Origin of the sequence: Chitinophaga hostae (assembly GCF_018224885.1) — a bacterium.
Lineage (GTDB): Bacteria > Bacteroidota > Bacteroidia > Chitinophagales > Chitinophagaceae > Chitinophaga > Chitinophaga hostae.
Map to the genome: position 1 here is coordinate 79449 of NZ_JAGTXB010000024.1, position 26732 is coordinate 106180.

Genomic DNA, 26732 nt, shown 5'->3' on the forward strand with positions numbered 1-26732 from the left:
GTATGAAAACGCTTCGTATCTCCATCGGAGGAATGACACCGCTCCTGCGTTTTGCGTGTTTGCTGGCGGGATGGTGCGTTTGTGGGCTTACCCTCCGGGCACAATCACCTTTCCTGACGCAGTTAATAAAAGATACGAAACCGGCAGTGATCACCCGTGCGAAATGGGCGCTGCAACAGGCGCCTCAAACCATTACCGCGTTTCATTGCAGCCGGAGTGCCGGCGGCTTGCATGATTTCTATTCTGAAGGTGATTACTGGTGGCCGGATCCGGCCAATCGGGATAGCCCGTATATACAGCGCGATGGCCAAACCAATCCGGACAATTTTGTAGCGCACCGGCTGGCTATGATAAAGCTGAGCCGTGTGATGGGAGCGCTGGCAGCAGGCTACGTCGCCACAAAGGATAATACTTACCTGCAGCATGCGTTGCTGCATGCAAAGGCGTGGTTTAAAGATCCGGCTACGCGCATGAATCCGTCGCTGCTGTATGCCCAGGCAATCAAAGGACGGGCAACCGGCAGGGGAATCGGTATCATCGACACCATCCATTTGATGGAGGTGGTGCAGGCCCTGCGTATCATGGAAAAGGCCGGCGCCATTCCTCCCGCGGATCTGGAAGCATTCAGGAACTGGTTCAGCAGCTACCTGGAATGGCTCACTACCCATCCTTATGGCAAAGACGAGATGAACGCGGCCAACAATCATGGCACCTGTTGGGTGATGCAGGTGGCGGCGTTTGCCCGGTTTGTGGGCAATCAAACGTTGATAGATTTTTGTATCAGCCGCTATAAAACAGTATTACTGCCCTCGCAGATGGCGAATGATGGCAGCTTTCCACGTGAGTTGAAACGTACTAAACCCTACGGCTACTCGCTGTTTAATCTCGATGCCATGAGTACCATTTGCCAGTTGCTGAGTACAAAAGAAAATAACCTGTGGCAGTATACAGTGGAAAATGACCGCGGCATGGCGAAGGGTATCGCGTTCCTGTCTCCCTATGTAAAAAATAAAAGTACCTGGCCCTATGCCCATGATGTGATGTATTGGAATAACTGGCCGGTGGCGCAGCCCTTCCTCATTTTTGGTGCAGCCGCCTTCCAAAATGTTGATTATTACCGCTTATGGCGCTCCCTGGACCAGGACCCCAGGGAGGAAGAGGTATTGCGAAACCTGCCGGTAAGGAACCCGGTTATCTGGTTTTGAAGCCGTTAGAGTTTACAATAAATTAAAATTCGGATTATTATTTTTATTAATGTAAATGCGTAACTTTAGGAGACTATACACTATGTTTTAAACTTTAGAGATATGAGTTGGATGGACGACTTGTATGTAATTTACCAGAAACTGGATGCCACCGGTTGCGATGAGGTAAAGCATAACATTCTTAAAGCCCAGATTGACGGCTGCTCCCGCGGAGAAATTTACTTCCTGGTATTACAACAACTGGTACGCATAAAAACAGACAGAACGCCTGTTTATGAGTTAATCAAGGGAGAAGTAGAAAATATTATCCATTATAGTAAAGGACAATACCTGAATTAATTATTTTAATTCTTCTATCAGTTTCTGCACTTTGAGATAATTAGGCGCACCGGGTGGAATTCTTAATAACCACTCCAGGCATTGCTGCTTGCGTCCTTCTTTCAGATAGCTCAACGCCATATAGAACGCCGCTTCGTAGCGTAGCTCGCTGCCGCTGCTAAAAACAGGGAGCAGGTCTTTCCGTGCATTTTCCAGCTGGTTCTGGTCTATCAGGGCTACTCCCCTGTAATAGCGGGCGTATACATTGCCTGGATTGCCGGCTAGTGTATTGTTCAGTAGTACAATGGCTTCATCGAAATGGCCGTGGTTAAACTGCCTGATGGCATCTTCCGGTACTTTTACGCTGTCGATATCCGGTATTTGCATTTCTGTAGAGGCAAACTGCCGGTAGATATTTTTCCGCCACGGGCTTATATACAGGAGAATAGCCATACCGGCTGCTATCAGGGCGGTGAGGATTACATAGTTGCGGATGGGAATAACCGAATTGTCTTTCAGCGTATACCAGGCATTACGGTGGGTAAACAGCTGATGCTGCAATTCATCCCGTTCCGGATCACCGCATATTTTTTGCGCCAGCAGCTGCCGAACGGCATCAAAACGTTTTACCTGTTGTGTAAGTGTTGGATCTTTCTGTACTCTTTCAATAAAAATTTTTTTATCGGCCTCATTCATTTGCCCGCTAAGAAAGCGGTCGGTATCCAGCAGGTCTTTTTCAGACAGGCTGTTAGCCTTTAATTTTATATCGATATCCCGGAACAGGCTGCGAAAACAGGCGGTTCTCCGTTCGGGTAATTCTGTTACGGGTATATTTGTTTCGGCGGCAATATCTTCCTGTAAACAACCTTCTGTCAGCGACCAGCGTAGCAGGTCTTTACATTCTTCCGGCAATCCGAGATAGTAGTGATAGGCGAGTCTTCTTTTTTCCCCTTCTTTCAGCACATCTTCCACATCCTGTATATCATCTCTGCTCATGGTAGAGAGTTCTTCAGCTTCCAGGCCGGGGATACGTTGCCCCCGTCTTTCCAGTTCATGTTCCCATATACGTTTGGACAGCAGTTGGAGGAAGGGTTCGAAGTCGGTTACTTTGAGCGGATGACGGCGTGCGAAATAGTAGATATCCATGAGTGCTTCTTCAAAGATATGGGCGGCATCTTTTACATGACCGCTTTTCTGCAGGATAAACCGCTTTTCTTTGGAGGCAAACCGCTGGTAAATATTTTCTATTACTGCTGGTTTATGGTGAAGCAATCCCTCAATATATTCCTGGTCGTTATGAAATAATGGTTCAGGTGACATACATATCGTTTTTGCCTGGTTCGTCTGTATTAAAAATATTAAACCTCGATGAAGTGACCTAATTATTTATTCTGTATGCCCGCAAATGCGATGCCTGAGCGGTGGAACTTGTATGGAAGTTAAGTATCTTGCCGGACATAGCAGCTATAGTCGACAGTATCCGTTCAATATGTATCAACCGCAGCAGGATATCAGTGATTTGATATCAAGATATATACAGTTTCCACATGATCCGCTTTTACAGGAACAGGTAGCCGCCCTGGCAGGGGCTGGTCCTGAGCAGGCGGCCTATGTGGAGCGTCGGCTAACGGACTGGTTAATGGAGGGCGCGCCGGTACGGGTAACGGCTGCTGCGCCCGGAGGGTGGGCTATGCCGCAAAAGAAGCCCCGGCCGTTTGCCTGGAAGTGGGCGGTACTTGGGGCCGTGGTAGCGTTAATAGCAGCAGGGATTATTTTTTTGCTGTGGCGAAGGCCGGGCGTCCTGTTAACCTACAGCAACAGCACCGGCCGTATTGATACGCTGCATCTCGGAAAGGAAAGCAGTGTTGTTGCCAATAAACGGGCGGTTATTACCTATGCGGCCAGGTTTGATATAACGCCCGAGCTGGGGATGTTAAACGGCGAAGCTTATTTTGACATCAGGCAGTCTTCCCGCATCAGGATGCAGCTGGATGAGCACACTGTCTTATACACACTTAATGCTGTATTTAGCGTGCATAAAACGGCTACCGTTACACAGGTATTTGTAGTGAAGGGCAGGATAACGCTGGTGCCTGATGCCGGCCGTAAAATACAGCTTACCGCCGGCATGCAGGCAAAAAGGGAGCTGCATCATCCGCTGCAGCAAAAAACGCTTAAAAGCCAGTCGTTACTGGCCTGGAAAAGCGGCCGGTTAAAATTCCGCAATATTCCCCTGGAAGAAATACTGGATGGTGTAAACGGTTATTATGGAATTGAAATCCTGCTGCCTCCTTCTGCAGGTAGTTTATATAAGCGACGGGTTACCGCCGATTTTGAGCATAAATCTGCAGATGAAACCTTGTCGATGTTGCGTAAAATATTGAATGTACCGATTGTGAAAGACAGTGTGAACAGGTATTATGTGAGCATGAAATAATTTTCAGATCAGTCCAGTTTTAGTCCTGCATTTAATTGTTTGAGGATGGTTTTTAATGAGGTCAGTGCTTCGGGACCTATAATATCTTCATACAGTGCCTGTACTTCGTCGACCGCTTCATACGCATTGATCATAAATTCTTTTCCTTTTTCTGTCAGGAAAATGATGCTGGCGCGGTTATCAGTATCATGTTTACGGGTGCCGATAAAATTTTCTGCTTCCAGGTTCTTTACTACTTTGCTCATAGCCTGCTTACTGATACGTGCTTTGCGGGCAAGGTCGTTGTTAATGGTGCCCTGCGGGTCTATATGCACAAGTAATACCATATCGCCTAATTTGAAATTGGTGTATCCGCGGTCCTGCAGCTTTTGAGTAATACGCAGGTCTATGTCTTTTTTAAACAGGTTGATCAAACGGGCAAGACTATCAGCTCTTTTGGCCAGGCATGCCTCGTATCTCGCATCAATAGTTGCGGTCATCGTATTGTAGGTTTAGTAAAAGTGTACAGTTGATAAAATCAGTTATCCTGATGCAATGCTACAAAAAAGCAGCGATTTTTCTGATTATAAAAAGAAAGACCCACCATCCGGGCGGGTCTTTTTATATTTTAACGAGGCAGTGTTATCTGTACGCGTAATCAGCCATTACGGTATGTGTTCAAATACGCTTTCTGCCCTGGTGTAGCATCTCAGTCCGACGATGGTATTGCTTATCCCCACCTTTACTCTTTGTGCAGACCTGATGCTGGTAGACGTCAGTCAATCAGAGCCTAAAGCCCCCGCGATACCCATTTCGAGGCCACGCAGCTCGGCCAGTCCGCGCAGGCGGCCAATAGCGCTGTAACCGGGATTGGTTTTTTTATGGAGGTCATCCAGCATCTGGTGGCCATGATCGGGTCGCATTGGAATGGAAACATTGCGGCGTTTCATGGTGAGCAGGATATTTTTCACTACGGCAAACATATCTACGTCGCCTTCCAGGTGGTTGGCTTCATGGAAATTGCCCAGTGCATCGCGCTGTGTACTGCGCAGGTGTATGAAATGGATATGATCGCCCAGGCGCTCTATCATGCCGGGAAGGTCATTATCGGCCCGCACGCCATAGGAACCGGTGCAGAAGCACAGGCCGTTGGCAGCATAGGGGGCGGCAATGAGCAGTTCCTTTGCATCCTGTTCGGTACTCACCACACGTGGCAACCCGAAGATGGGGAATGGAGGATCATCCGGGTGGATGGCCAGTTTTACACCTGCTTCATCTGCTACAGGCGCTATTTGCTGGAGGAAATAGAACAGGTGCAGTTTCAGCTGGGTAGCATCGATGCCTTTGTATTTATCCAACGCCGTCTGGAACTGTTGCAGCGTGAAGCTTTCCTCAGAACCAGGTAAACCGGCAATAATATTTTTTTGTAACAGCTCCCTGTCAGCGGCCGTCATGCTGTCGAAATGTTCTTTCGCACGGGCAATGTCCTCGTCGCTATAGTCTTTTTCTGCATCAGGTCTTTGCAACATGAACAGGTCGAATGCCATGAAGGCGGCCTTCTCAAAGCGTAATGCTTTGGAGCCATCTTCTACCGTATAGGAAAGATCGGTGCGGGTCCAGTCCAGCACCGGCATAAAATTGTACGTTACAATACGTATGCCGCATGCCGCCAGGTTTCGCAGGGATTGCTGGTAGTTGGTGATATACTCCTTAAAACGACCGCTCTGCGTTTTAATATCTTCATGTACCGGCACACTTTCTACCACTGACCAGGTAAGACCTGCCGCTTCGATGATGGCTTTCCGCTTTAATATCTCTTCTCTCGTCCATACCGCGCCATTAGGTACATGGTGCAATGCTGTAACGATACCCGTCGCTCCTGCCTGTTTTATATCAGACAAGCTTACCGGATCATTAGGCCCGTACCATCGCCATGTCTGTTCCATTCTCAGCATAATGCAATTACGTTTAGTAAATCCCGAATTTCTAATTCCAAACCCCAAAAATATAATCTATCCACACATATACAAACTTTGATTTTAAATTTTAGACGCACCGGGTGCAATGAGCAGGATCATGAGGTCCATCACATTGGTTTGGGTAGGCCCTGTAATGATTAGCCCGCCTGCTTTTGAGAAGAAATGCCATGCGTCGTTGTTGTGTAAAAAACTATTTGCATCGAGGTGCATATTTATGGCCTGCTGCATCGTTGAGGCATCTGCGATAGCACCCGCTGCATTTGTAGGGCCATCGCTGCCATCAGTACCTCCGCTTAGAAAGGTAAGCTGCGGGTGACCGGCGATAGCGATACCAACTGCCAGGGCCAGTTGCTGATTACGGCCACCAAGGCCCTTTCCGGTGACTGCCACTGTAGTTTCCCCACCAGCCAGCAAACAGGCAGGGAGCACGCCGGTATAGTCCAGTGCTGTTTGTACCAGCTGCGCCGCTACTTCATGAACATCGCCGGTAATGGTATCAGATAACACCTGCGGATGATAGCCCAGCTCAGCTGCCTTGCGGGCCGCTGCCTCCAGCGCTAACCGGTTAGTGCCGGCCAGGTAATTATGTACATGTCCGAAATGAGGGTCGCCGGGTTTTGGCGTTTCGGGTACCTGCCCGGCCATCCCTTTTTCAATATGTTGTAACAGGGCAGGGGATATTTTTTCCGTGAGATGATATTTGCAGAGTACCTCCATAGTATCCGCAAAGCTGGACGGGTCCGGCACCGTAGGCCCTGAGCCTATTACGCTGAGATCATCGCCTACCACATCGCTGAGGATGAGGGTACATAACGTAGCCGGATATATGCTTTTGGCAAGTTGCCCGCCTTTGATGGCCGACAGGTGCTTACGCACCGTATTCATTTCCCGGATATCTGCCCCGCTCTTCAGTAATGCTTCAAACAATTGTTGTACTTCAGACAGTTGCCCCCCCGCCGGCACATCTGCCAGCAAGGCTGAGGCGCCGCCAGACAACAGGAAGATAACCAGGTCCTGTGGCTGTACCTGTGCTGCTATTTCCAGGAACTTAACGGAAGCGGCTACACTGTTCTGATCCGGTACAGGGTGTCCTGCTTCCAGCAGGTCCAGTTGTTGTAACGGTAACGCATGCCCGTATTTGGTCACCACCATTCCCTGCAACAGGAAATGCGGGGTAAGGATCATTTCCAGCTCCTGTGCCATCGCGGCGGCAGCCTTGCCTGCACCCAGTATCCAAACACGCGCGGCCGCCGGGAGCGGGTATATTTCTCCTGAAATAATAATTCCACTGGCTGGCTGCACCTGTACATTTTTCCGCATCAGCTCCTGCGGATGTACCGCTGCCACCGCATGCAGAAATACCTGTTTGATATGATCCGTTGCTGTAGTCATCAGTTTTTCCGGAATAAAAAAAGCAGTGAGCTGCCCCACTGCCTGTAACTTTAAATATAAATTATTTATGGTTGCTGTGTAGCATCCCTGTTTTCTTTCTTTACTCTTTTCTTTTCCATTTTTTGCTCCAGGTGCTCTTTTTTTGTCATTTCCCAGTCGTTCCATTTTTTATACTGGGCAGCGGTGAACACGGTTTTAAAGCGTTGGCTGCGCTCAGAATCCAATGCTTTGAATTGCGTCATCCTGTCTTTTTTCGTGAGGGCAGTATTATTTTTTACTGCATCCATCCGGCGCACAATATCTTCATTGATCACATAGATCTTCTTTTCCTGCTCTTTATTCAAGCCCAGTTTATGAGAGATTTTATCCGTAATTTTATCGGCTCTCCCTTCCGCTGTCCAGCGGCCCCTGTTAGCGGAGCTATCCTTTGCCTGGGCGAAGGAGGTGGTAGTAAAGGCTGCCAGGAAAAAGAGCAGCAGCAATTTTTTATAAACAACAATAAACTTCATAGTGAGCAAGTATTACACGAATTTAAACAAACTTAAGATGTAATCTTTGGTCAAATTATCCCTTTTTCGTGTGAATCCAAAATTTAGCATACCCTTACCACTCATAAAAAATATGCCGTTTTATTAACGTCCGCCTCAATGATTTACTACTTTTAACGGATCAACTGAATCTGAACCCGAAAAACAACGATTTACATGAAAAGAGCTTTTGAGAAACCCGCGATGGCCCTGCTGTCACGGTGTGTATCCTATGCCCTGCTCCGGTATCGCAGCCCGCTGATGCTGGCGGCATTACTGGCAACCGGCTCCTTCGCCCGGGCCCAGGAAACTTTCCCGGTAAACGGCATCGCCGATCCCCGGGAAGGATGTTTTGCCTTCACACATGCCACCATTGTAAAAGATGCGCAAACCACCGTGCAAAATGCAACCCTCGTTATCCGCGATGGAAAAATAGTGGATGCAGGGACGGGTGTAGTAGTTCCTAAAGACGCCGTGGTATTGGATTGTAAAGGGAAATACATTTACCCGTCTTTGGTGGATATCTACAGCAGCTATGGTTTGTCCGACGCTAAACGCAGTGGTTCCGCCTGGAACGCAGCCCCGCAATTTCTCTCTAACACCAAAGGGGCATACGGCTGGAATCAGGCCATCCGAAGTGAAGTAAATGCTGTGGATTTGTTTGCGGCAGATGACGGGAAGGCCCGCCCGCTGCGGGAGGCCGGTTTTGGTACTGTACTTTCCCAGCAACCCGATGGCATCGCCCGCGGTACGGCCACCCTGGTTACCCTCGCCAACTCAAAAGAGAATAAAGTGATCCTCCGTGAAAGGGCCGCTGCGGTCTATTCTTTTGACAAAGGTACTTCCACCCAAAATTATCCCAGTTCACTCATGGGCAGCATCGCCTTGCTGCGGCAAACATATCTCGACGCACAATGGTATAAATCCCAGCCCGCCAAAGAAGGGGTAAACCTCAGTCTGCAGGCCTGGAACGCTAATCAGCAGCTGCCGCAGGTATTTGAAGCCGCCGATAAATGGGATGTGCTCCGGGCAGATAAAATAGGCGATGAGTTTGGCGTACAATATATTATCAAAGCCAGCGGAAATGAATACCAGCGCATCGCCGAAATGGCCGCCACCAAAGCCGCTTTTATTTTACCGCTTAACTTCCCCGGCGCCATCGATATGGAAGATCCCGGCGACGCACGTTTTGTATCGCTTGCAGAAATGAAGCACTGGGAAATGGCGCCCGCTGAACCGGCCGCTTTTGAAAAAGCCAATATTCCTTTTTGTTTAACCGCTGTTGATCTGAAAGACGTAAAACAATTTATGGCTAACGTGCGCAAAGCGATCACCTATGGCCTCAGCGAACAAAAAGCACTGGAAGCGCTCACAAAAACACCCGCCACACTCCTGAAGGCATATGATAAAGTAGGAAGCCTGGAAGCTGGTAAACTGGCCAATTTCCTCATTACCTCCGGACCACTGTTTAGCGAAAAAACGATCCTGTACCAGAACTGGGTACAAGGCAACCGCTATGTGATAAAAGCAGATGGCTGGAATGACATCAGGGGGATCTACACCGTTACCCTCACTCCGGGCAACAGCTACAGCGTAGAAGTAAGAGGTACGCCCAGCGCACCATTGCTGTCGGTATTACAAAAAGATACCTTGCCTGGCCGTATCGATGTAAACGATAAATTGGTGTCCATGTCTTTACCCTTAGCAAAGAACAGCAAAAACAGCATACGCCTCAGTGGTATCATCGGTGATAACGGTTGGACCGGCACCGGCGCCGATACCAGCGGTAACCTTATCAGGTGGAATGCAGTATTTGTAAAAACGGCACCCGAAAAAGCAGATTCCGTAAAACCAACAGAAGTAGCCGCCCTTGGTCCGTTGCTGTATCCGTTTAACGGCTACGGTTGGGAAAAATTACCCAAACAGGAAGACCTGCTCATCAAAAATGCAACAGTTTGGACCAGCGAAAAAGACGGTAAGCTGGAAAATACCGACGTTTTAATACGCAATGGAAAAATTGCACAGATAGGTAAAAGCCTGTCTGCCGGCAATGCCCGCGTGATCGACGGTACCGGCAAACACCTGTCTGCCGGCATTATCGACGAACATTCACATATCGCCATCAGCCGTGGTGTAAACGAATCTTCCCAGTCGGTGACGTCGGAAGTACGAATTGCAGATGTATTAAATCCGGACGACGTAAATATTTACCGGCAGCTGAGCGGTGGCGTTACCGCTTCCCACCTGTTGCACGGCAGCGCTAATGCTATCGGCGGACAGTCGCAGTTGATCAAACTGCGCTGGGGGCAAAATGCGGAAGACCTGAAAGTCGCTAACTGGGATCCTTTCATCAAATTTGCGCTGGGAGAAAATGTGAAACAATCCAACTGGGGCGAACGTAATACCGTACGTTTCCCGCAAACCAGGATGGGAGTGGAACAGATATATACAGATGCGTTTACCCGTGCCCGTGACTATGAAAGGCAAGGCGCCGGCAAACGCCGCGACCTGGAACTGGATGCGCTGGTAGAGATCCTGCATCAGAAACGTTTTATTACCTGCCACTCCTATGTGCAAAGTGAAATAAACATGCTGATGCATGTAGCCGATAGTTTTCACTTCCGGGTAAATACATTCACACATATTCTCGAAGGATATAAGGTAGCCGATAAAATGAAAGCACATGGCGCCGGCGCAGGCACCTTCGCCGACTGGTGGGCTTATAAAATGGAAGTGCAGGATGCGATTCCCTATAACGCCGCTATTATGAACGGTGTTGGCGTGGTGACCGCCATAAACTCCGATGATGCGGAAATGGCCCGTCGCCTTAACCAGGAAGCCGCGAAAACTATTAAGTATGGCGGGTTGAGCGAGGAAGAAGCACTGAAGCTGGTAACGATCAATCCTGCCAGGTTATTGCACGTAGACAACCGTATGGGCAGCATCAAAGTAGGAAAAGATGCCGATGTGGTATTATGGAGCGATAACCCGCTGAGTATATACGCCAAAGCGGAAAAAACTATTGTAGACGGCATCGTGGAGTTTGACCGCGATAACGATCTGCAACTGCGCAAACGTATTGCCACAGAGCGCAACCGCCTCACACAACAGTTACTGGCGGAAAAGAAAAAAGGTACTCCTACGCAGAAAGCAGGTTTTGTAGCAGATGAAATGTATCACTGTGAAGATTTGCAGGGAGGACACCAAACGGCGATCGGGGATTAATGGTGCGCTGTTAGCAATAATAAGCCACTTATTTCAAACATTTTAAGCTCACCGCAAAATGCTAAAAGCGATGAAGAAAAATATCATTTTACTGGGCCTGGCGATGGGATGTCATATGGCGTACGCCCAGGAAACCATATCCCCGGCGGGTCCACAGGATAAGCCGGTATATCTTACCAATGCTACCATTCATGTAGGCAACGGAGCCGTGATCAATAACGGTACCATTGCCTTTGCAAAAGGGAAAATTACTGCCGTAGGCGCGAACGTGCCTGCTGCAGGCAGCGATGCTACCGTGATGGATATGAAAGGGCAGCATGTATACCCGGGTATTATTGCGCCGGAATCCAAACTTGGCCTGGTGGAATTTGAGAGTGTTCGCGCTACAATTGACGCGAGGGAGGTAGGCGAAATAAATCCATCTGTGCGTTCAATCATTGCTTACAATGCCGATTCAAAAGTGATCAATACCCTGCGTTCCAATGGTATTTTGCTGGCCCAGGTAACACCGGAGGGTGGTATTGTGAGCGGCGTTTCCTCTGTAGTGCAGCTGGATGCCTGGAACTGGGAAGATGCGGCTTATAAAACGGATAATGCGCTGCATTTCTTTATGCCCGGCCTGTTGCCGCAGGGCGGAGGCCGTGGCGCAGGAGCAGCCGGTGCTGCCGGCGATCGTCTGAAAGCCGCCATGGATCAGATTGAAACGGTGAGAACTTTTTTCCGGGAAGCAAAGGCATATCAGCAGGAAGCGAAACATAGCGCCACCAATCTGAAGTTTGAATCCATGCGTGCATTGTTCAACAAAGAACAAAAGCTGTTTATCCACTGCAACCTGGTAAAGGAAATGCTGATAGCGATCGATTTTGCAAAGGAATTTAAGGCAGATGTAACCATTGTAGGCGGTGCAGATGCCTGGCTCATTGCTGATATCCTGAAACAAAATAATGTGCCGGTGGTGCTGACCCAACCCCATAGCCTGCCTGTGATGCAGGACGATGACGTAGACCAGCCCTACAAAACAGCCGCCTTGTTACAAAAAGCCGGCGTATTGTTTTGCCTCAGCAACGAAGGATTCTGGCAGCAACGTAACCTGGGTTTTGAAGCCGGAACTGCCAGTGCTTACGGGTTAAGCAGAGAAGAAGCATTAACTGCGGTGACGCTGAATGCAGCGAAAATACTTGGAATAGACAAAACCACCGGTTCATTGGAAATGGGCAAGGATGCGAATATAGCCGTGAGTACGGGCGACATGCTGGATATGAAATCCAGCGTGATCACAAAAGCATTTATCCAGGGACGGGAAATTAACCTGGATAATAAGCAGAAGCAGCTGTATGAGAAATATGAGAAGAAGTATGGATTGAAATAATATGGGGTATAAGTATAAAAAGAAAGGCTGGTAGTGATACCAGCCTTCTCTTTTTTATATTGCCTTTACAAGATAATAATTTGTTTTTCCTTTTTGAAGAAGGATATATTTATCTCTTAGCAGCGCTGAAGTATTGATGACCATGTCGATACCTTGCACTTTGTTTTTATTAACGCTTACGCCGCCGCCCTGCACTGTTTTGCGGGCTTCTCCCTTGCTGGGGAAAATGCCGGTTTCTGCCAGCAGGCTTACTATATCCTTACCTGTTTCGAGGTCGGCTTTGGCTATTTCGTACTGAGGCACACCATCCAGCACATCTAATAATTGCTCTTCGGTGAGGGAAACCAGCAGTTCTGCTGTGTTATTGCTAAACAGCAGCGAAGATGCTTTTACGGCAAATTCATAGCTTTCTTCTCCATGAATGAAGGTAGTAACTTCTTTGGCCAGCCGCTGTTGTAATACACGTAAATGAGGGGCTTCCCGGTGTTTGGCAATCAATTCATCCACTTCCTGTTGTTCCATGAAAGTGAAGATCCTGATATAGCTTTCGGCATCTACATCGGTGGTATTGAGCCAGAACTGGTAGAACATGTATGGAGAGGTACGTCTGGAGTCCAGCCATACAGTGCCTTGTTCGGTTTTGCCAAACTTGGTGCCATCAGCTTTCTTGATAAGCGGGCAGGTAAAGGCAAAGGCTTCGCCAGCCGCCTTCCGGCGTACCAGCTCTGTACCGGTAACAATGTTACCCCACTGGTCAGAGCCGCCCATCTGCAGTTTACAGTTTTTGGCGGTATACAAATGATAAAAATCGTAACCCTGTATCAGCTGGTAGGTAAATTCTGTGAATGACATCCCGTTATCGCCTTCGATCCGTTTTTTTACGGAATCTTTTGCCATCATATAATTAACGGTAATGTGTTTGCCGGTATCGCGGATAAAATCGAGGAAGGAAATGTGTTGGAACCAGTCGAAGTTATTCACCATTTCTGCCGCATTGGGCTTGGCAGGATCAAAGTCGAGGAAGCGTTCCAGCTGGGCTTTGATACCGGCCACATTTTTTTGCAGGGTATCCAGGTCCAGCATTTTTCTTTCTTCCGCCTTAAAGGAGGGGTCGCCTACCATTCCGGTAGCGCCGCCCACCAGCGCCAGGGGCTTATGTCCCGCCTTTTGCAGGTGCACCAGCAGCAGGATCGGTACCAGGCTACCAATGTGCAATGATTCTGCGGTGGGGTCAAAACCAATATAAGCAGTGGTCATTTCCTTTTGCAGTTGCTCTTCCGTACCAGGCATCATATCCTGTAGCATACCCCGCCAGCGCAGTTCTTCTATCAGATTCATGATTTTAATAACAATTTTTGCAAACCTACATAAAATTCACAGGATTCGCCCATTTTAAGGCTCCCTGATCAGATGTAACAAATATCTATGTAATTTTATGCCAGGCCGCGCAAATGGCCGGTTCATCCATCATCGCGTTAATTCATAAGATATCAATTCCTCATATTCCCCAAAACTCCGGTTTTATGAAAAGCTCACTCATTTTTTTATTTACTTTATGTTGTACCTGTGCAGCCATGGCGCAGGATTGCAAAAGCTATTATTACCTGCTGAATAATGCAGAAATTGAAATGACGGTTTACAATGCCAGCAACGCAGCTACCGGTAAAACCGTTTATAAGGTGCTAAATGTGCATAAAGATGGCGATGGCCTTACTTCTGATTTCTCCAATATCTTTTATGATAAAAATAATAAGCCGGTCACCACCGGCTCAGGTCATTTTAAATGTAGTGGTAATGGCGTGGCAGTAGATATGAAAATGAGTATTCCTTCCATGCCGCAGGCCGCTGATACAAAAGTAGAAGGCAAAACCAACGCGGCATTTCTTGATTATCCGGCTAATATGCATGTAGGACAGGAGTTGCAGGGGGGAAGTTTTGAGATGAAGAGCGCGGTAAAAGGGATGGAAATGGTGCTTAGGTACGTGATCAGTAACCGGAAAGTAGTTGGCAATGAAAAAATAACCAGTCCTGCCGGCAGTTGGAATTGTTTTAAAATTGCTTACGATATCAACTTCGAGATGACTATGATGGGAAAAGCAGTGCCAATGAAACTCAATGCGGTAGAATGGTTTGCACCAGGCTTTGGTCCGGTAAAGACGGCTTCCAGTAAGGAAGGAAAACCCATGGGTGGAACGTTAATAACGGGTTTGAAGAAATAGACGCCGTGGCGGAACAAGCAGGGCTGACTCAGAAAAAGTCAGCCCTGTTATATTTATTTATTTTTCAGGCATTTTGCCAGGCTATCTCTCCAGTAGGGAATAGTAATACCAAAAGTGCTTTTAATTTTTTCCTTATTCAGGACGCTATATGCCGGACGTTTGGCCAGTGTTTTATATTTGTCTGACGTAACCGGGTAAACAGCTGTAGTGGCGCCGGTCATCTCTTTAATAGCCACTGCAAAGTCAAACCAGCTGGTAACGCCTTCATTGCTATAGTGATATATGCCGCCAAGCGCCGCATCAGGATTGACCGCTTTATACTGCAGTATGTCCAGGATTACCTTCGCCAGGTCGCCGGCGTAAGTAGGGGTACCCGCCTGATCAAATACAACGTTCAATTCCTGTTTTTCCCGCATCAGTTCCTGCATGCGTTTAGCAAAGTTAACAGCATATTCGGAATAGAGCCAGGAGGTACGGATCACGATAGTATCGGGATTGTAGCCTATAGCAGCCGCTTCACCACGTACTTTCGAAGCGCCATAAATGCTGTCCGGATCTGTATCGTCTTTTTCTGTATAAGGAACATTTTGCTTACCGCTGAATACATAATCAGTGGAAACATGCAGCAACTGGGCATTGTGTTGTGCGCAAATTTCTGCCAGGCTGAGTACTGCCTGGAAGTTTAATAGAAAGGCGTTGTCTTCATCCCCTTCTGCTTTATCTACCGCCGTATAAGCCGCACAGTTGATACATGCATCAATTTGCCGGGCGGAGAAATAGGCTGCCAGCGCTTCTGCGTCTGTAATGTCCAGGTCTTGGTAATCAGTGAATAGCAGGTTGAATTGTGGATAGGCGTTGGCCAGGTTTTGCAAAGACTGCCCCAGTTGACCGTTTCCGCCGGTAACAAGAATATTTTTCATAGCAAATGATCAGCTGTTAAAAATAAAATTATGTTGTATGTCTGCCAATACGGGTAGTACAAGATCTTTTTCAGAAACAATGGCATCTTTCAGGTCAATTCCCCAGTTAATGTTCAGTGCAGGATCGTTATAGATAATGCCTCCTTCGCTGCCTTTCTGGTAGAAATTATCGCACTTATACATTACTTCTGCTGTTTCGCTGATCACGGCATAGCCATGTGCGAAGCCTTTAGGTACCAGTAACTGTAATTTGTTGGCGGCACTCAGTTCAATGGCAAATGACTTGCCATAGGTAGGGGATCCTTTACGGATATCAACCACCACATCAATAATGCTGCCTTCCAGTGTTCTTATCAGCTTGGTTTGCGCATATGGTTCCAGCTGGTAATGAAGCCCCCGTAGTACGCCGTAGGTAGAGCGGGCCTGGTTGTCCTGGACAAATTTATAGGTAATGCCTTCTGCGCTGAAAGTGTTAGCATTGTAGCTTTCAAAAAAATAGCCACGATGATCGCCATGCACTTTTGGCTCATAAATTAAAAGATCCGGTATCCCGGTTTGTTGAAAGCCCATGAGAAATATTAATAATAGCTGTTAGCTAGTAGCTTTTAGTAGGTTGTTCATCAATTATTTATTATTGACGAACAACCACTAATTGCTATCTTTTCTGATATTGTTCGTTATAATAATTTTGATAGTCCCCGCTGGTAACATGGTTCAACCATGTTTCATTTTCGAGGTACCAGTCCACTGTTTTTTCCAGACCTTCTTCAAACTGAAGCGATGGCTCCCAGCCCAGCTCTTTATTGAGTTTGGTGGCGTCTATGGCGTAACGGAGATCATGCCCCGCACGATCCTTTACATAGGTGATCAGTTGGGCTGAAGTCCCCTCCGGCCGTCCCAGTTTCTGATCCATGATCTTACACAGGAGGTGGATGAGATCAATGTTTTTCCACTCATTAAATCCACCTACGTTATAGGTTTCGCCAATTTTTCCATGATGAAAAATAGTATCAATTGCCCTCGCATGATCATTTACAAATAACCAGTCGCGGATGTTCTCCCCTTTACCGTATACAGGTACCGGCTTATTGTTTTTGATATTATGGATAGCCAGTGGTATCAGCTTTTCCGGAAAATGATGAGAGCCATAGTTATTGGAACAGTTTGAAATAACGGCTGGCAAATGGTAGGTGTGGTAATAGGCCATTACAAAATGATCCGAACTGGCTTTTGAAGCGGAGTATGGTGACCGGGGATCATATGGGGTTGTTTCCAAAAAAAAACCTTCTTCACCCAATGAACCGTATACTTCATCGGTGGATACATGGTAGAACAGTTTTCCATCCATCTTATCTTTCCAGTGTTTCCGGGCATTATTCAGCAACACGGCTGTTCCCAGTACATTTGTTTTGATAAATGCAAGCGGATCCATAATGGAACGGTCTACATGACTTTCTGCTGCCAGATGAATAACGCCATCAAACTGATACTTTTCAAAGAGATCATCAATGAAAGACTCATCAGTGATATCTCCCTTCTCAAAAATGTAATTTGGTTGGTCTTTTACATCTGTCAGATTTTCCAGGTTACCGGCATAGGTGAGTGCATCCAGGTTTACAATCTGGTAATCAGGGTATTTATTTACAAATAACCTTACTACATGCGAACCAATAAATCCGGCACCACCGGTAATCAATAATTTCCGCTTCATTCCAGAATATAATTTAGTTTTATTTTAATAAGGCTTCTTTAAAGTACTCGTAAGTGATCTTTAAACCTTCCTGTCTGCCTACTTTCGGTTCCCATCCTAACAGGGTGCGGGCTTTGGTGATATCCGGCTGCCGCTGCTTTGGATCATCTTTAGGTAACGGATGGTAAACAATTTTTTGTTTAGAACCTGTTAAGGCAATGATTTCTTCCGCAAACTGGTTCAGGGTAATTTCCTGTGGATTTCCAATGTTCACGGGCAAATGATAATCACTTAGCAATAAACGGTAGATGCCTTCCACAAGATCATCCACATAGCAGAAGGAACGTGTTTGGCTGCCATCGCCAAATACGGTGAGGTCCTGGCCATTCAGCGCCTGACTCATAAATGCCGGCAAAGCGCGGCCATCATTCAGTCGCATGCGCGGACCATAAGTATTGAAGATACGTATGATACGGGTTTCCACACCATGGAAGTTGTGATAAGCCATGGTAATAGATTCGAGGAACCTTTTCGCTTCATCATATACTCCTCTTGGGCCCACCGGGTTTACGTTGCCCCAGTATTCTTCCGGTTGCGGATGCACATTGGGATCACCATATACTTCGGAAGTAGAAGCTACCAGGATGCGCGCTTTTTTTTCTTTTGCCAGTCCAAGCAGGTTGTGTGTACCCAAAGAGCCTACTTTCAGTGTTTGAATAGGCATTTTCAGGTAATCGATCGGACTGGCGGGTGATGCGAAATTTAGTATATAATCCAGTTTTCCGGGAACATGTACAAACTTGGTCACATCGTGGTGGTAATATTCAAACTCCGGTAGAGGAAAAAGATGTTCGATGTTTTTGATATTACCGGTAAGAAGATTGTCCATGCCTATTACATGGAAGCCTTCCTTTATAAAGCGGTCGCAGAGGTGAGAACCGAGAAACCCGGCAGCTCCGGCGATGAGTATTCTTTTCTTTTCCATATATCAGGTATAAGTGTTAGAGGATAGCAGGCATACGTCCCACGCTTTCATAATGGTAGCCCAGTTCCTTCATACGCGTTACTTCGAAAAGATTTCTGCCGTCGAAAATAGCACGGTGTTTTAAGCTGGAAGAAATTCTGTTGAAATCGGGTGTTCTGAACACGCTCCATTCTGTAGCAATGATCAATGCATCTGCATTTTCCAGGCAATTATACTGATGTTCAGCATAAATAATTTTATCCCCCAATACCTGTTTCACGTTACTCATGGCTTCCGGGTCAAAAACGCTGACAGTAGCACCTTCTGCAAGCAGGGCTTCTATAATATATAACGCCGGTGCTTCCCGGATATCATCTGTGTTCGGCTTAAATGCCAGTCCCCACAAGGCAAAGTGTTTACCCTTCAGATCGTCGTTAAAGAAGCCTTTTATTTTCGGTAATAAAAATAATTTCTGCTTCTCGTTTACATCCATGACCGCATTCAGTATTTTAAAATCGTACGCCGCATCTTCGGAGGATTTTACCAATGCCTGCACGTCTTTCGGGAAACAACTTCCCCCGTAGCCAATTCCCGGGAAAAGGAAGCGTTTGCCGATACGGTCATCGCTGCCGATACCTCTGCGCACCATATCTACATCGGCGCCGAGTTTTTCACAGAGCACGGCTATTTCGTTCATAAACGAAATTTTGGTCGCCAGGAAAGAATTGGCTGCATACTTGGTCAGTTCTGCAGATTTTTCGTCCATGAAAAGGATCGGGTTACCCTGCCTTACAAAAGGGGCGTACAGTTCGCCCATCACTTTGCGTGCCCTTTCAGACATGGTGCCAATTACCACTCTGTCTGGTTTCATAAAATCATCTACCGCCACTCCTTCCCGTAGAAATTCGGGATTGGATACAACATCGAACGGGGTGGTGCAATGAGCAGCAATAGCAGCCGTTACTTTTTCTGCGGTGCCTACAGGTACGGTGCTTTTGTCGACAATCACTTTGTAGTCAGTCATGATCTTACCCAAATGTGTGGCTACATTCAACACAAAAGAGAGATCCGCTGCGCCGTCTGCTCCCGGAGGAGTAGGTAATGCCAGGAAAATTACTTCCGCATCCTTAATACCTTCTTCCAGGCTGGTAGTAAAAAACAAACGCTCTTCCTTGAGGTTACGTTCAAATAGTTTTTCCAACCCGGGTTCATAAATGGTGATCTGACCCGCTGACAGCTTTTTTACTTTGTTGGCATCAATGTCTACGCAGGTGACATCATTTCCTGTTTCGGCAAAACAGGTACCTGTTACGAGTCCTACGTAACCGGTACCTACTACTGTAATCTTCATGTTGGGGGATTGTTTAAAAATGATTTAACGGACTGGATAATGTGTTCCAGTTGATCGGGATCCATTTCAGTGTGTATTGGCAAGGAAATCACCTTAGTGGTGAGATTATCGGTTACTGGGAGATTATATGCGGCGCCGCCGAAGTCCTCGAACATTTTCTGGCGGTGGCCGGGAACAGGATAGTAAATCATGGCAGGCACTCCTTTTGTTGACAGGTACTGCTGCAATTCGTTTCTATCGGCTCCGTTCAGTTGAAGTGTATATTGGTGAAACACATGATAGCTATAGGGGGCACGGTAAGGCGTTGTAATCTGCGGGATACCGGCAAAGGCCGCATCATATGCATCGGCTACTGCACGACGCGCTGCAATGTATTCGTCGAGTAATGGCAACTTAATATTCAATACCGCTGCCTGCACAGAATCCAGGCGGGAATTGCAACCTACCACATCGTGATAGTAGCGGGCCGACTGGCCGTGATTGGCCACCATACGGAGTTTAGCTGCCAGCTCATCGTCGTTGGTAAATATTGCGCCGCCATCACCATAGCAGCCCAGGTTTTTGGAAGGGAAAAATGAAGTACAGCCAATATGTCCAATGGCGCCAGCCTTCTTTTTTGAACCATCTTTAAAGGTATAGTCCGCACCAATCGCCTGCGCATTGTCTTCAATCACATACAGGTTGTGTTTTGCTGCCAGTGCCATCAATGGCTCCATATCCGCCACATGACCATACAGATGTACGGGCACGATCGCTTTGGTTTTTGGCGTGATGGCTTTTTCGATCGCTGCTACATCCAGGCAATAGGTTTGGGGATCTACGTCCACAAAAACCGGTTTCAGATGTAACAGGGCAATTACTTCTGCAGTAGCTATAAAAGTAAAAGAAGGAGTAATTACTTCATCACCAGGTTCCAGTCCGAGCGCCATCATGGCAATTTGAAGGGCGTCAGTTCCATTGGCGCAGGGTATCACATGCTTGGATCCCAGGTACGTTTGTAAGTCTCCGGCAAATTTTTGCACCGCACCGCCGTTAATAAAGGCGGAGTTTTCCAGCACTTCCCCGATGGCTGCATCTACCTGTGATTTAATCTTCGTATACTGGCGTTTCAAGTCCACCATCTGAATAGGAACCATATGATCGTATATTTTTATTTTGTTTAAAGTGTGCAAATTTACAAATTTTGGGATTGGCTGGGGATTATCTTTGCATTCAACTGAAAATTAAGTAAAAGTACGCAGGAGAATGATAGCAACGGGAATTTATAATGCAGGGCTTCAATTATACCATGCCGGGGTCCGCCTGGCCGCGCTGGCAGGAAAAACGAAGGCCCGGCGCTGGCTCAAAGGCAGAGAGCACTGGGCATCACGCATGCGTGCGGATGGCATCGGCCAAACACCGGTGATATGGATCCATGCCGCTTCCCTGGGCGAATTTGAACAGGGCAGGCCCGTGCTGGAAGCCATCCGTACCACCTGGCCGTCCTATAAAATTTTATTAACATTTTTTTCTCCCTCCGGATATGAGGTGCGGAAAGATTATAAGGGAGCAGATTATGTATACTATCTTCCCCTCGATACCCGCCGCAATGCCCGTGAATTCCTGGATATTGTACAGCCCGCATTGGCCATTTTTATAAAATATGAATTCTGGTATCATTACCTCACGGCATTGTATACACGTAATATCCCCACCCTGCTGGTGTCGGGGATCTTTCGTAACGACCAGGTGTTTTTCAAGGGTTATGGTGGTATGTTCCGCCGGCTTTTAGAACAGCTGACACATATTTTTGTGCAAAACGAGGCCTCCCTGGCGCTCCTGCAAGGAATTGGCCTGCAGAACTCGAGCATTAGCGGGGATACGCGTTTCGACCGGGTGTCGGCCCTGTTATCGGAGCAAACGGCATTGCAGGAAATAGCTGCTTTTGGTGCAGGCGTAAGACTGGTAGTAGCCGGCAGTACCTGGCCGTCCGATGAAAAGATGCTGAGCGACTGGTGGAAAGAAAACGAAGAAAAAGAGGTGAAACTGATCATCGCACCCCACGAAATTCACCAGGCACATATCGGGGCCATCAGCGCACTTTTTCCCGGTGCGGTAACCTATTCCTCTCTGAAACAGGGTGCGGGTGCAGGTTCAGATGTGTTGATCATCGATAATATCGGGATGCTTACAGCGCTGTACCGATATGCTACTATTGCCTACGTAGGTGGGGGGCTTGAAAAGGGGGGCATCCACAATATCCTGGAGCCGGCAGTGTACAGCAAGCCGGTCATCATTGGACCCGTATTCGAAAAGTATTTTGAAGCCGTAGAACTGGTGGCGGCAGGAGGCGCCCTGGTAGTGCATAATTACCGTAACCTGCATACCTATACGGAGATGCTGCTCGCCAACACGGATGTTTATGATAAAACAGCCACCATAGCGAGAAACTATGTGGCGGCTAATACCGGCGCCACACAGAAAGTAGTGCATTATATTCAGGAAAAACGCTTCTTAAGTAAAGCGTAGAAGTGCTGTACCAGGTGATGGTCGTCTTGCCAGCCCTGTATAATTTTTATTTCGCGTTGTATCCAGTAGTCTGCTTCCTGCAGGTTACCGCATTCGTTGATGGTTTTAATGGAACGTTCATAAAGATCCCGGTCGCCCCTGAACAGCTCCTGGATAAACTGGTATTTATCGTTGATGCCAATGGCTGAGCGGAGATCCTTAATAGGCATATCTCCCAGCTTCTGGGCCACTTCTACCTGTTGTTGGCGGAGGCGGTCGTTCAGCGATGTAGCATTGTTATTATTGCCTACCAGGTCGTTCAGGTCTTTCCGGAGTTCGCCGGTGTTACCATTTGCATGACCGTTGTTATACGCAGGAATATCGTCGAAAAGCGTAGCTGGCCTGTGTTTCTCTGCCGACGGCTGATTGGCTGCCAGCGTAGGAATGGGCTGTGCGGTAACTACCGGTTCCGGTTTGGGCGGCACAAGGTCCGCTGCCGGCGGTGTTTCCGCTGCGATGAACGGAATCGTTTCCTGGGGCGTAACAGGCGCCGGTTCATAGGCAACAGCCGGGGGATTATTGGCCGCCGGTGTTGCAGTTGGAGGCAATACCTGGTTTGCCGGCAATGGAGCGGTATGCTCTGCTGCCTTGGCTGCCCGGGTATTGATATCTTCCGAAGGAGTAAAATTATTATTGGTCGTATTGCCGTTGAACCTTGCTGCGCGGGTGTTGATATCTTCCTGCGTCTCCCGGGGATCCATGCCGGCCGGTTGGCTGTGCTGCTGCACTGTAGGGGCCACCGTTGCTTCCACCGGTTTATTTTCCGGTTTTACTTCCACGGTTGCCGGAGGCGCGGGCGGTTTATTTGATGGTAATGTTGTAGTTTGCGCCGCGGTACTTGCCGGCATACTTACCGTTACCGGTGATTGTGCGGGCATTATTACCGCAATATTGCTCTGGGAAGATTGTACCTGTTGCTGATGTAGTTTATTACGTGCATGTAACACCTCAGCCTGCAGCAATTGCGCATAATACGAAATTGCCGAAAGGTCTGCCCCGGAATTTTTTAATTCCTGAAGTTTTTCAATTAATGCATTAATTTTTTCCATGCCTTAATTGTTAACGGGTGAATGATGGAAATTATTTTATTTTCATAAAATTAGAATATTTTAATTAATTAATAATCAAATTAGTATAATATGTTTATTGAACCTTCTCTTGCAGGAGGGCGGAGGGGCTGGATCGAAGTAATTTGCGGCTCTATGTTTTCGGGAAAAACCGAAGAACTGATCCGCCGGCTCAAACGGGTACGCATCGCCAATTTAAAGGTGGAAATATTCAAACCTGCGATGGATACCCGTTATGCTGAAGATAGCATCACATCGCACGATGAAAATAGAATTATTTCCACGACGATAGAAAACTCCCAGCAAATATTATTGCTGGCCCAGGACGTAGATGTAGTGGGGATTGACGAGGCCCAGTTTTTTGATGACGAGTTGCCGAATGTATGTGATCAGCTGGCATTGCGCGGGGTGCGGGTGATCATTGCCGGGCTGGACATGGATTTTACCGGCAAGCCTTTCGGGCAGATGCCTTTCCTGCTGGCGAAAGCAGACTATATTACCAAGTTACATGCGATCTGCGTGAAGTGTGGCCATATTGCCAATTATTCCTATCGTAAATCGGCTTCGAAAGAAACATTGTTGGTCGGCGAAAAAGACCTGTATGAGCCTAGATGCAGGCATTGCTACTATGAGCAGGTTCCCTGATCAGAGCTGTTGTTGTTTTACTTTAAAGGTGAATTTCTTTTGCGTGAGATAGCTGAAAGTAACTACCAGTGCGGTAGTACATATTTTTCCGATGGTAGGATAAAAGTGCAGCTGGTCTACAAACAGCTTCATGAGTACATAGTTCAGCATAATACAGATGCCTACCAGTACAAAGTAACGAAACAGTTGCACACGGCCCCGCAGGTTGGAATCCGAGAATACCACATATTTACTCAGCAGAAAGCCGGTGGGGAAAGTAACAGCCATAGACATGAACAGGGCAGCGATATGCGCGCTCATGTTAAAAAAGACCAGGTGAACCATTTGCTGATGCAGCACAAAATTGTAGCACACAAAGTACAGGAATATGTCCAGCGCCGTATTACCACCCCCGCACGCAAGATAGCGGAAGGTTTGCCAGGGCATCACCTTCGAAAAGGGCTGATAGAAGAATTTGAGTATCTGTAATATGGCGTCGCGTAACATAATCAAAATTGGCGCAAAGTTATACGTTTTCCCGTTTTTCGGAAATACTTTAATGAAAGTTAACAACTGTTTGGGCTTACCTTAACATATTCCTTTTTTTCCATGCGGAAGTTGAGGTGGAATTACCGGTAGCTGCTTCCTGTAAAGTTATATTGTTTTGCTGCCATACGTACGCAGCCAGTATGGCAGCGAGTTTATCCACATCGGCAGATTCCGCTTGCAAGGCTTGCGGTGTAAAATATTTGCTGATAAAATTGGTGTCGAAATTTCCTTCAATAAAGGCAGGTTGTTGCAAAGCCCACTGGCCAAAAGGAAGGGTGGTTCTGATGCCCTTTACCTGGTATTCTGCGATGGCACGCATCAGGCGAAACCTGGCTTCTTCCCGGTTACTGCCCCAGGCAATGAGTTTGGCGATCATCGGATCATAATAAATCGGAATATCCATTCCCTGTTCATAACCGTCGTCTACCCTTACGCCATAACCCTGCGGCCGGATGTAGGTCTCCAGTTTACCGGTATCCGGTAAGAAGTTGTTGGCAGGATCTTCAGCACAAATACGTAATTCAATAGCGTGGCCGTTGATTTTAAGACTTTCCTGGGTAAAGGACAATTGTTCCCCCCTGGCTATTTTGATCTGCTCTTTTACGAGATCCAGACCGGTAATCAGTTCTGTAACCGGATGCTCCACCTGTAACCGCGTGTTCATTTCCAGGAAGTAGAAGTTAAGGTGCTCATCTACCAGGAACTCTACCGTACCGGCGCCATAGTAGTTGCAGGCTTTCGCTACATCTACCGCACATTGGCCCATGGCCGTGCGGATGGCCGGTGTTAAACAGGACGAGGGTGCTTCTTCGATCAGTTTCTGGTGGCGCCGCTGTATCGAACATTCTCTTTCAAATAAATAAACGCAGTTGCCATGGTGGTCGCCCAGCACCTGTATTTCTATATGTCGGGGTGATCCCACATATTTTTCAATGAATACGGCATCATCACCAAATGCACTCAGGGCTTCACTTTTAGCCATCCTGATCTGTTCATCCAGTTCCTCCGGGTTGTTTACTACCCGCATACCTTTACCACCACCACCTGCAGATGCTTTGATGAGAATGGGGAAACCGGTTTTCTGCACTACCTCGCGGGCTTCTTCCACACTGCGCAACGGCGTTTCCGTGCCGGGGACCATGGGTACCCCAAATTTTTGCGCCGCCTGTTTGGCCGCCAGTTTACTACCCATCACTTCAATAGAAGCGGCGGAAGGACCAATAAAAGTAATGCCTGCATCTGTTACCTGTTGAGCAAAACGGGCATTTTCACTCAAAAATCCATAACCGGGATGAATACCATCTGCTCCTTTTTCCTTTGCCACCGCTATGATCTTTTCGCCCAATAAATAGGATTGATTCGAAGGGGCCGGACCTATACAAACCGCTTCATCTGCATATTGTACAAATGGCATGGTACGATCAGCCTCGGAGTATACCGCTACCGTTTTTATTCCCATTTCACGGGCAGAACGCATAATACGCAATGCTATTTCTCCACGATTGGCAACCAGAATTTTATTCATTACTATTTTTTATGGACGGGCTAATATAGTTATTTGATAGCAGAAAGCGGAAAGCAGAAAGCAAAAAGCTATGAAAGGGATGGCTCATTCGCTAAATCATCCACTCCGCCAGCTTTTTGCTTTCTGCTTTCTGCTTTCTCCTTTTTGCTATCTTTGCGGCGATCATGACCGGAAATAATCCAATCCATCAGACATTTACCCTCGTAAAAAAAGATCTTACGCTGGAATTACGCCAGCAATATGCCTTTTATGGGGTATTACTTTATATCGTATCTACCGTTTTTGTTATCAACCTGATGATGGGACGGCCGGAAGATAAGGTATGGAACGCCCTTTTCTGGGTTATACAGCTGTTTGTAGCGGTAAATGCTGTTGCCAAAAGCTTTATGCAGGAAAGCCGCGGCCGGCTGCTGTATTTTTATTCACTGGTGAATCCAAGGGTTTTTATTGCGGCCAAACTGATCTATAACGTGATCCTGATGACCCTGATGAGCCTTATTGCGCTCGTTTGCAGCATCGCTTTCCTGGGGAATCCAATCATCAATCCTTTCTATTTTATAGGTATGGTGCTGCTGGGAGGCGTAAGCCTGTCGCTGCTATTTACCATGCTGGCGGCCATCGCTGCCCAGGCCAATCACAACGCCGCTCTCATGGCAGTAATGGGTTTCCCGCTTATCATGCCGGTGCTCATGCTGCTGGCTAATATCTCCCTGTCGGCATTTGTAACGGTATACCAGCCGGAACTGCCCAAAATGTTTTTACTCCTGGGTGGAATGGATATCCTCGTAATAGCCCTCACAATGATACTTTTCCCGTTTTTGTGGAAAGACTGATATTAGAAATAT

Annotated in this window: 24 protein-coding genes; 9 read left to right on the top strand and 15 right to left on the bottom strand. The window is 47.3% G+C overall.

Annotation, left to right across the window (positions count from 1 at the left end; translation table 11 throughout):
* The first annotated feature begins 2 nt into the window (after positions 1 to 2).
* Together KE626_RS30415 and KE626_RS30420 are read left to right on the top strand one after the other, a co-directional pair.
* The gene (locus tag KE626_RS30415; protein ID WP_249207808.1) at positions 3 to 1205 is read left to right on the top strand and encodes an alginate lyase family protein; all 1203 of its coding nucleotides are present in this window, start codon (positions 3 to 5) and stop codon (positions 1203 to 1205) included.
* A 102-nt stretch (positions 1206 to 1307) separates the two neighbouring features.
* Positions 1308 to 1544: a hypothetical protein gene (locus tag KE626_RS30420; RefSeq protein ID WP_211976847.1), complete on the top strand. Its 237-nt coding sequence runs from the start codon at positions 1308 to 1310 to the stop codon at positions 1542 to 1544.
* Here KE626_RS30420 and KE626_RS30425 read toward each other — a convergent pair whose 3' ends face one another.
* Positions 1545 to 2843 carry a tetratricopeptide repeat protein gene (locus KE626_RS30425; protein WP_211976848.1) on the bottom strand — a complete coding sequence of 433 codons (1299 nt, stop codon included), beginning with the start codon at positions 2841 to 2843 and terminating at the stop codon, positions 1545 to 1547.
* A gap of 112 nt (positions 2844 to 2955) precedes the next feature.
* On the opposite strand from KE626_RS30425, the gene KE626_RS30430 reads away from it, so the two are divergent.
* On the top strand, positions 2956 to 3960 hold the full coding sequence (locus KE626_RS30430) for a FecR family protein (protein WP_211976849.1): 1005 nt from the start codon (positions 2956 to 2958) through the stop codon (positions 3958 to 3960).
* 8 nt (positions 3961 to 3968) lie between these two features.
* Here KE626_RS30430 and KE626_RS30435 read toward each other — a convergent pair whose 3' ends face one another.
* The 4 genes from KE626_RS30435 to KE626_RS30450 all read right to left on the bottom strand — a co-directional run bounded on the left by KE626_RS30435 (position 3969) and on the right by KE626_RS30450 (position 7819).
* A complete protein-coding gene (locus KE626_RS30435) occupies positions 3969 to 4439 on the bottom strand; it encodes a MarR family winged helix-turn-helix transcriptional regulator (protein WP_211976850.1) in 471 nt (156 codons plus the stop codon).
* A gap of 279 nt (positions 4440 to 4718) precedes the next feature.
* Positions 4719 to 5894, bottom strand: a complete 1176-nt coding sequence (gene uxuA / locus KE626_RS30440; protein WP_211976851.1) for a mannonate dehydratase — start codon at positions 5892 to 5894, stop codon at positions 4719 to 4721.
* A gap of 84 nt (positions 5895 to 5978) precedes the next feature.
* A complete protein-coding gene (locus KE626_RS30445; RefSeq protein WP_211976852.1) occupies positions 5979 to 7310 on the bottom strand; it encodes a glycerate kinase type-2 family protein in 1332 nt (443 codons plus the stop codon).
* A 65-nt stretch (positions 7311 to 7375) separates the two neighbouring features.
* Positions 7376 to 7819: a DUF4890 domain-containing protein gene (locus tag KE626_RS30450; protein WP_211976853.1), complete on the bottom strand. Its 444-nt coding sequence runs from the start codon at positions 7817 to 7819 to the stop codon at positions 7376 to 7378.
* Positions 7820 to 8014: 195 nt separating this feature from the next.
* Here KE626_RS30450 and KE626_RS30455 point away from each other — a divergent pair, with 195 nt between their 5' ends.
* Positions 8015 to 11062 carry an amidohydrolase family protein gene (locus tag KE626_RS30455; protein ID WP_249207816.1) on the top strand — a complete coding sequence of 1016 codons (3048 nt, stop codon included), beginning with the start codon at positions 8015 to 8017 and terminating at the stop codon, positions 11060 to 11062.
* Between the two features lie 70 nt (positions 11063 to 11132).
* On the top strand, positions 11133 to 12431 hold the full coding sequence (locus KE626_RS30460) for an amidohydrolase family protein (RefSeq protein ID WP_211976854.1): 1299 nt from the start codon (positions 11133 to 11135) through the stop codon (positions 12429 to 12431).
* A gap of 54 nt (positions 12432 to 12485) precedes the next feature.
* Here KE626_RS30460 and tyrS read toward each other — a convergent pair whose 3' ends face one another.
* The gene (gene tyrS, locus KE626_RS30465; RefSeq protein ID WP_211976855.1) at positions 12486 to 13769 is read right to left on the bottom strand and encodes a tyrosine--tRNA ligase; all 1284 of its coding nucleotides are present in this window, start codon (positions 13767 to 13769) and stop codon (positions 12486 to 12488) included.
* A 185-nt stretch (positions 13770 to 13954) separates the two neighbouring features.
* On the opposite strand from tyrS, the gene KE626_RS30470 reads away from it, so the two are divergent.
* Positions 13955 to 14650 carry a TapB family protein gene (locus KE626_RS30470; protein ID WP_211976856.1) on the top strand — a complete coding sequence of 232 codons (696 nt, stop codon included), beginning with the start codon at positions 13955 to 13957 and terminating at the stop codon, positions 14648 to 14650.
* Positions 14651 to 14703: 53 nt separating this feature from the next.
* Here the strand turns inward: KE626_RS30470 and rfbD are convergent, their stop codons facing one another.
* From rfbD to KE626_RS30500, 6 genes are all read right to left on the bottom strand, one after another.
* Positions 14704 to 15570 (bottom strand): dTDP-4-dehydrorhamnose reductase, encoded by an 867-nt coding sequence (gene rfbD / locus KE626_RS30475; RefSeq protein WP_211976857.1) that lies wholly within the window; start codon positions 15568 to 15570, stop codon positions 14704 to 14706.
* 9 nt (positions 15571 to 15579) lie between these two features.
* On the bottom strand, positions 15580 to 16140 hold the full coding sequence (gene rfbC / locus KE626_RS30480; RefSeq protein WP_211976858.1) for a dTDP-4-dehydrorhamnose 3,5-epimerase: 561 nt from the start codon (positions 16138 to 16140) through the stop codon (positions 15580 to 15582).
* 85 nt (positions 16141 to 16225) lie between these two features.
* Positions 16226 to 17281, bottom strand: coding sequence for a dTDP-glucose 4,6-dehydratase (rfbB, locus tag KE626_RS30485; RefSeq protein WP_211976859.1), 1056 nt, complete (start codon positions 17279 to 17281; stop codon positions 16226 to 16228).
* A 19-nt stretch (positions 17282 to 17300) separates the two neighbouring features.
* Complete coding sequence (locus KE626_RS30490; RefSeq protein ID WP_142685886.1) at positions 17301 to 18245, bottom strand: UDP-glucuronic acid decarboxylase family protein; 945 nt, start codon at positions 18243 to 18245, stop codon at positions 17301 to 17303.
* Positions 18246 to 18261: 16 nt separating this feature from the next.
* Positions 18262 to 19575: a UDP-glucose dehydrogenase family protein gene (locus KE626_RS30495; protein WP_211976860.1), complete on the bottom strand. Its 1314-nt coding sequence runs from the start codon at positions 19573 to 19575 to the stop codon at positions 18262 to 18264.
* Positions 19572 to 20711 (bottom strand): DegT/DnrJ/EryC1/StrS family aminotransferase, encoded by a 1140-nt coding sequence (locus KE626_RS30500; RefSeq protein ID WP_211976861.1) that lies wholly within the window; start codon positions 20709 to 20711, stop codon positions 19572 to 19574. The genes KE626_RS30495 and KE626_RS30500 overlap by 4 nt, the downstream gene beginning before the upstream one ends.
* A 109-nt stretch (positions 20712 to 20820) precedes the next feature.
* On the opposite strand from KE626_RS30500, the gene KE626_RS30505 reads away from it, so the two are divergent.
* Positions 20821 to 22083 (top strand): 3-deoxy-D-manno-octulosonic acid transferase, encoded by a 1263-nt coding sequence (locus KE626_RS30505; RefSeq protein ID WP_249207818.1) that lies wholly within the window; start codon positions 20821 to 20823, stop codon positions 22081 to 22083.
* Here the strand turns inward: KE626_RS30505 and KE626_RS30510 are convergent.
* Positions 22053 to 23171: a hypothetical protein gene (locus KE626_RS30510; protein WP_211976862.1), complete on the bottom strand. Its 1119-nt coding sequence runs from the start codon at positions 23169 to 23171 to the stop codon at positions 22053 to 22055. The two genes, KE626_RS30505 and KE626_RS30510, sit on opposite strands and share 31 nt — an antisense overlap.
* Before the next feature lie 90 nt (positions 23172 to 23261).
* Here KE626_RS30510 and KE626_RS30515 point away from each other — a divergent pair, with 90 nt between their 5' ends.
* Entirely contained in the window at positions 23262 to 23834 is a 573-nt protein-coding gene (locus tag KE626_RS30515; RefSeq protein ID WP_211976863.1) for a thymidine kinase, read from the top strand.
* Here the strand turns inward: KE626_RS30515 and KE626_RS30520 are convergent, their stop codons facing one another.
* Both KE626_RS30520 and accC read right to left on the bottom strand, forming a co-directional pair.
* Complete coding sequence (locus KE626_RS30520) at positions 23835 to 24320, bottom strand: GtrA family protein (RefSeq protein ID WP_211976864.1); 486 nt, start codon at positions 24318 to 24320, stop codon at positions 23835 to 23837.
* A gap of 76 nt (positions 24321 to 24396) precedes the next feature.
* A complete protein-coding gene (gene accC / locus KE626_RS30525; RefSeq protein WP_211976865.1) occupies positions 24397 to 25887 on the bottom strand; it encodes an acetyl-CoA carboxylase biotin carboxylase subunit in 1491 nt (496 codons plus the stop codon).
* Positions 25888 to 26051: 164 nt separating this feature from the next.
* Between accC and KE626_RS30530 the strand changes: the two genes are divergently transcribed.
* Complete coding sequence (locus KE626_RS30530; RefSeq protein ID WP_211976866.1) at positions 26052 to 26720, top strand: heme exporter protein CcmB; 669 nt, start codon at positions 26052 to 26054, stop codon at positions 26718 to 26720.
* Positions 26721 to 26732: the final 12 nt, after the last annotated feature.

What these genes read in the sequence shown, in the direction of transcription:
- KE626_RS30530 (WP_211976866.1), top strand. Translation starts at nt 26,052, where the DNA reads ATGACCGGAAATAATCCAATCCATCAGACATTTACCCTCGTAAAAAAA.
- KE626_RS30495 (WP_211976860.1), bottom strand. Translation starts at nt 19,575, where the DNA reads ATGAAGATTACAGTAGTAGGTACCGGTTACGTAGGACTCGTAACAGGT.
- KE626_RS30515 (WP_211976863.1), top strand. Translation starts at nt 23,262, where the DNA reads ATGTTTATTGAACCTTCTCTTGCAGGAGGGCGGAGGGGCTGGATCGAA.
- KE626_RS30455 (WP_249207816.1), top strand. Translation starts at nt 8,015, where the DNA reads ATGAAAAGAGCTTTTGAGAAACCCGCGATGGCCCTGCTGTCACGGTGT.
- KE626_RS30445 (WP_211976852.1), bottom strand. Translation starts at nt 7,310, where the DNA reads ATGACTACAGCAACGGATCATATCAAACAGGTATTTCTGCATGCGGTG.
- rfbC (WP_211976858.1), bottom strand. Translation starts at nt 16,140, where the DNA reads ATGGGCTTTCAACAAACCGGGATACCGGATCTTTTAATTTATGAGCCA.
- KE626_RS30435 (WP_211976850.1), bottom strand. Translation starts at nt 4,439, where the DNA reads ATGACCGCAACTATTGATGCGAGATACGAGGCATGCCTGGCCAAAAGA.
- rfbD (WP_211976857.1), bottom strand. Translation starts at nt 15,570, where the DNA reads ATGAAAAATATTCTTGTTACCGGCGGAAACGGTCAACTGGGGCAGTCT.
- KE626_RS30415 (WP_249207808.1), top strand. Translation starts at nt 3, where the DNA reads ATGAAAACGCTTCGTATCTCCATCGGAGGAATGACACCGCTCCTGCGT.
- KE626_RS30425 (WP_211976848.1), bottom strand. Translation starts at nt 2,843, where the DNA reads ATGTCACCTGAACCATTATTTCATAACGACCAGGAATATATTGAGGGA.
- KE626_RS30500 (WP_211976861.1), bottom strand. Translation starts at nt 20,711, where the DNA reads ATGGTTCCTATTCAGATGGTGGACTTGAAACGCCAGTATACGAAGATT.
- uxuA (WP_211976851.1), bottom strand. Translation starts at nt 5,894, where the DNA reads ATGCTGAGAATGGAACAGACATGGCGATGGTACGGGCCTAATGATCCG.
- tyrS (WP_211976855.1), bottom strand. Translation starts at nt 13,769, where the DNA reads ATGAATCTGATAGAAGAACTGCGCTGGCGGGGTATGCTACAGGATATG.
- KE626_RS30505 (WP_249207818.1), top strand. Translation starts at nt 20,821, where the DNA reads ATGATAGCAACGGGAATTTATAATGCAGGGCTTCAATTATACCATGCC.
- KE626_RS30420 (WP_211976847.1), top strand. Translation starts at nt 1,308, where the DNA reads ATGAGTTGGATGGACGACTTGTATGTAATTTACCAGAAACTGGATGCC.
- KE626_RS30450 (WP_211976853.1), bottom strand. Translation starts at nt 7,819, where the DNA reads ATGAAGTTTATTGTTGTTTATAAAAAATTGCTGCTGCTCTTTTTCCTG.
- rfbB (WP_211976859.1), bottom strand. Translation starts at nt 17,281, where the DNA reads ATGAAGCGGAAATTATTGATTACCGGTGGTGCCGGATTTATTGGTTCG.
- KE626_RS30490 (WP_142685886.1), bottom strand. Translation starts at nt 18,245, where the DNA reads ATGGAAAAGAAAAGAATACTCATCGCCGGAGCTGCCGGGTTTCTCGGT.
- KE626_RS30430 (WP_211976849.1), top strand. Translation starts at nt 2,956, where the DNA reads ATGGAAGTTAAGTATCTTGCCGGACATAGCAGCTATAGTCGACAGTAT.
- accC (WP_211976865.1), bottom strand. Translation starts at nt 25,887, where the DNA reads ATGAATAAAATTCTGGTTGCCAATCGTGGAGAAATAGCATTGCGTATT.
- KE626_RS30460 (WP_211976854.1), top strand. Translation starts at nt 11,133, where the DNA reads ATGAAGAAAAATATCATTTTACTGGGCCTGGCGATGGGATGTCATATG.
- KE626_RS30470 (WP_211976856.1), top strand. Translation starts at nt 13,955, where the DNA reads ATGAAAAGCTCACTCATTTTTTTATTTACTTTATGTTGTACCTGTGCA.
- KE626_RS30510 (WP_211976862.1), bottom strand. Translation starts at nt 23,171, where the DNA reads ATGGAAAAAATTAATGCATTAATTGAAAAACTTCAGGAATTAAAAAAT.
- KE626_RS30520 (WP_211976864.1), bottom strand. Translation starts at nt 24,320, where the DNA reads ATGTTACGCGACGCCATATTACAGATACTCAAATTCTTCTATCAGCCC.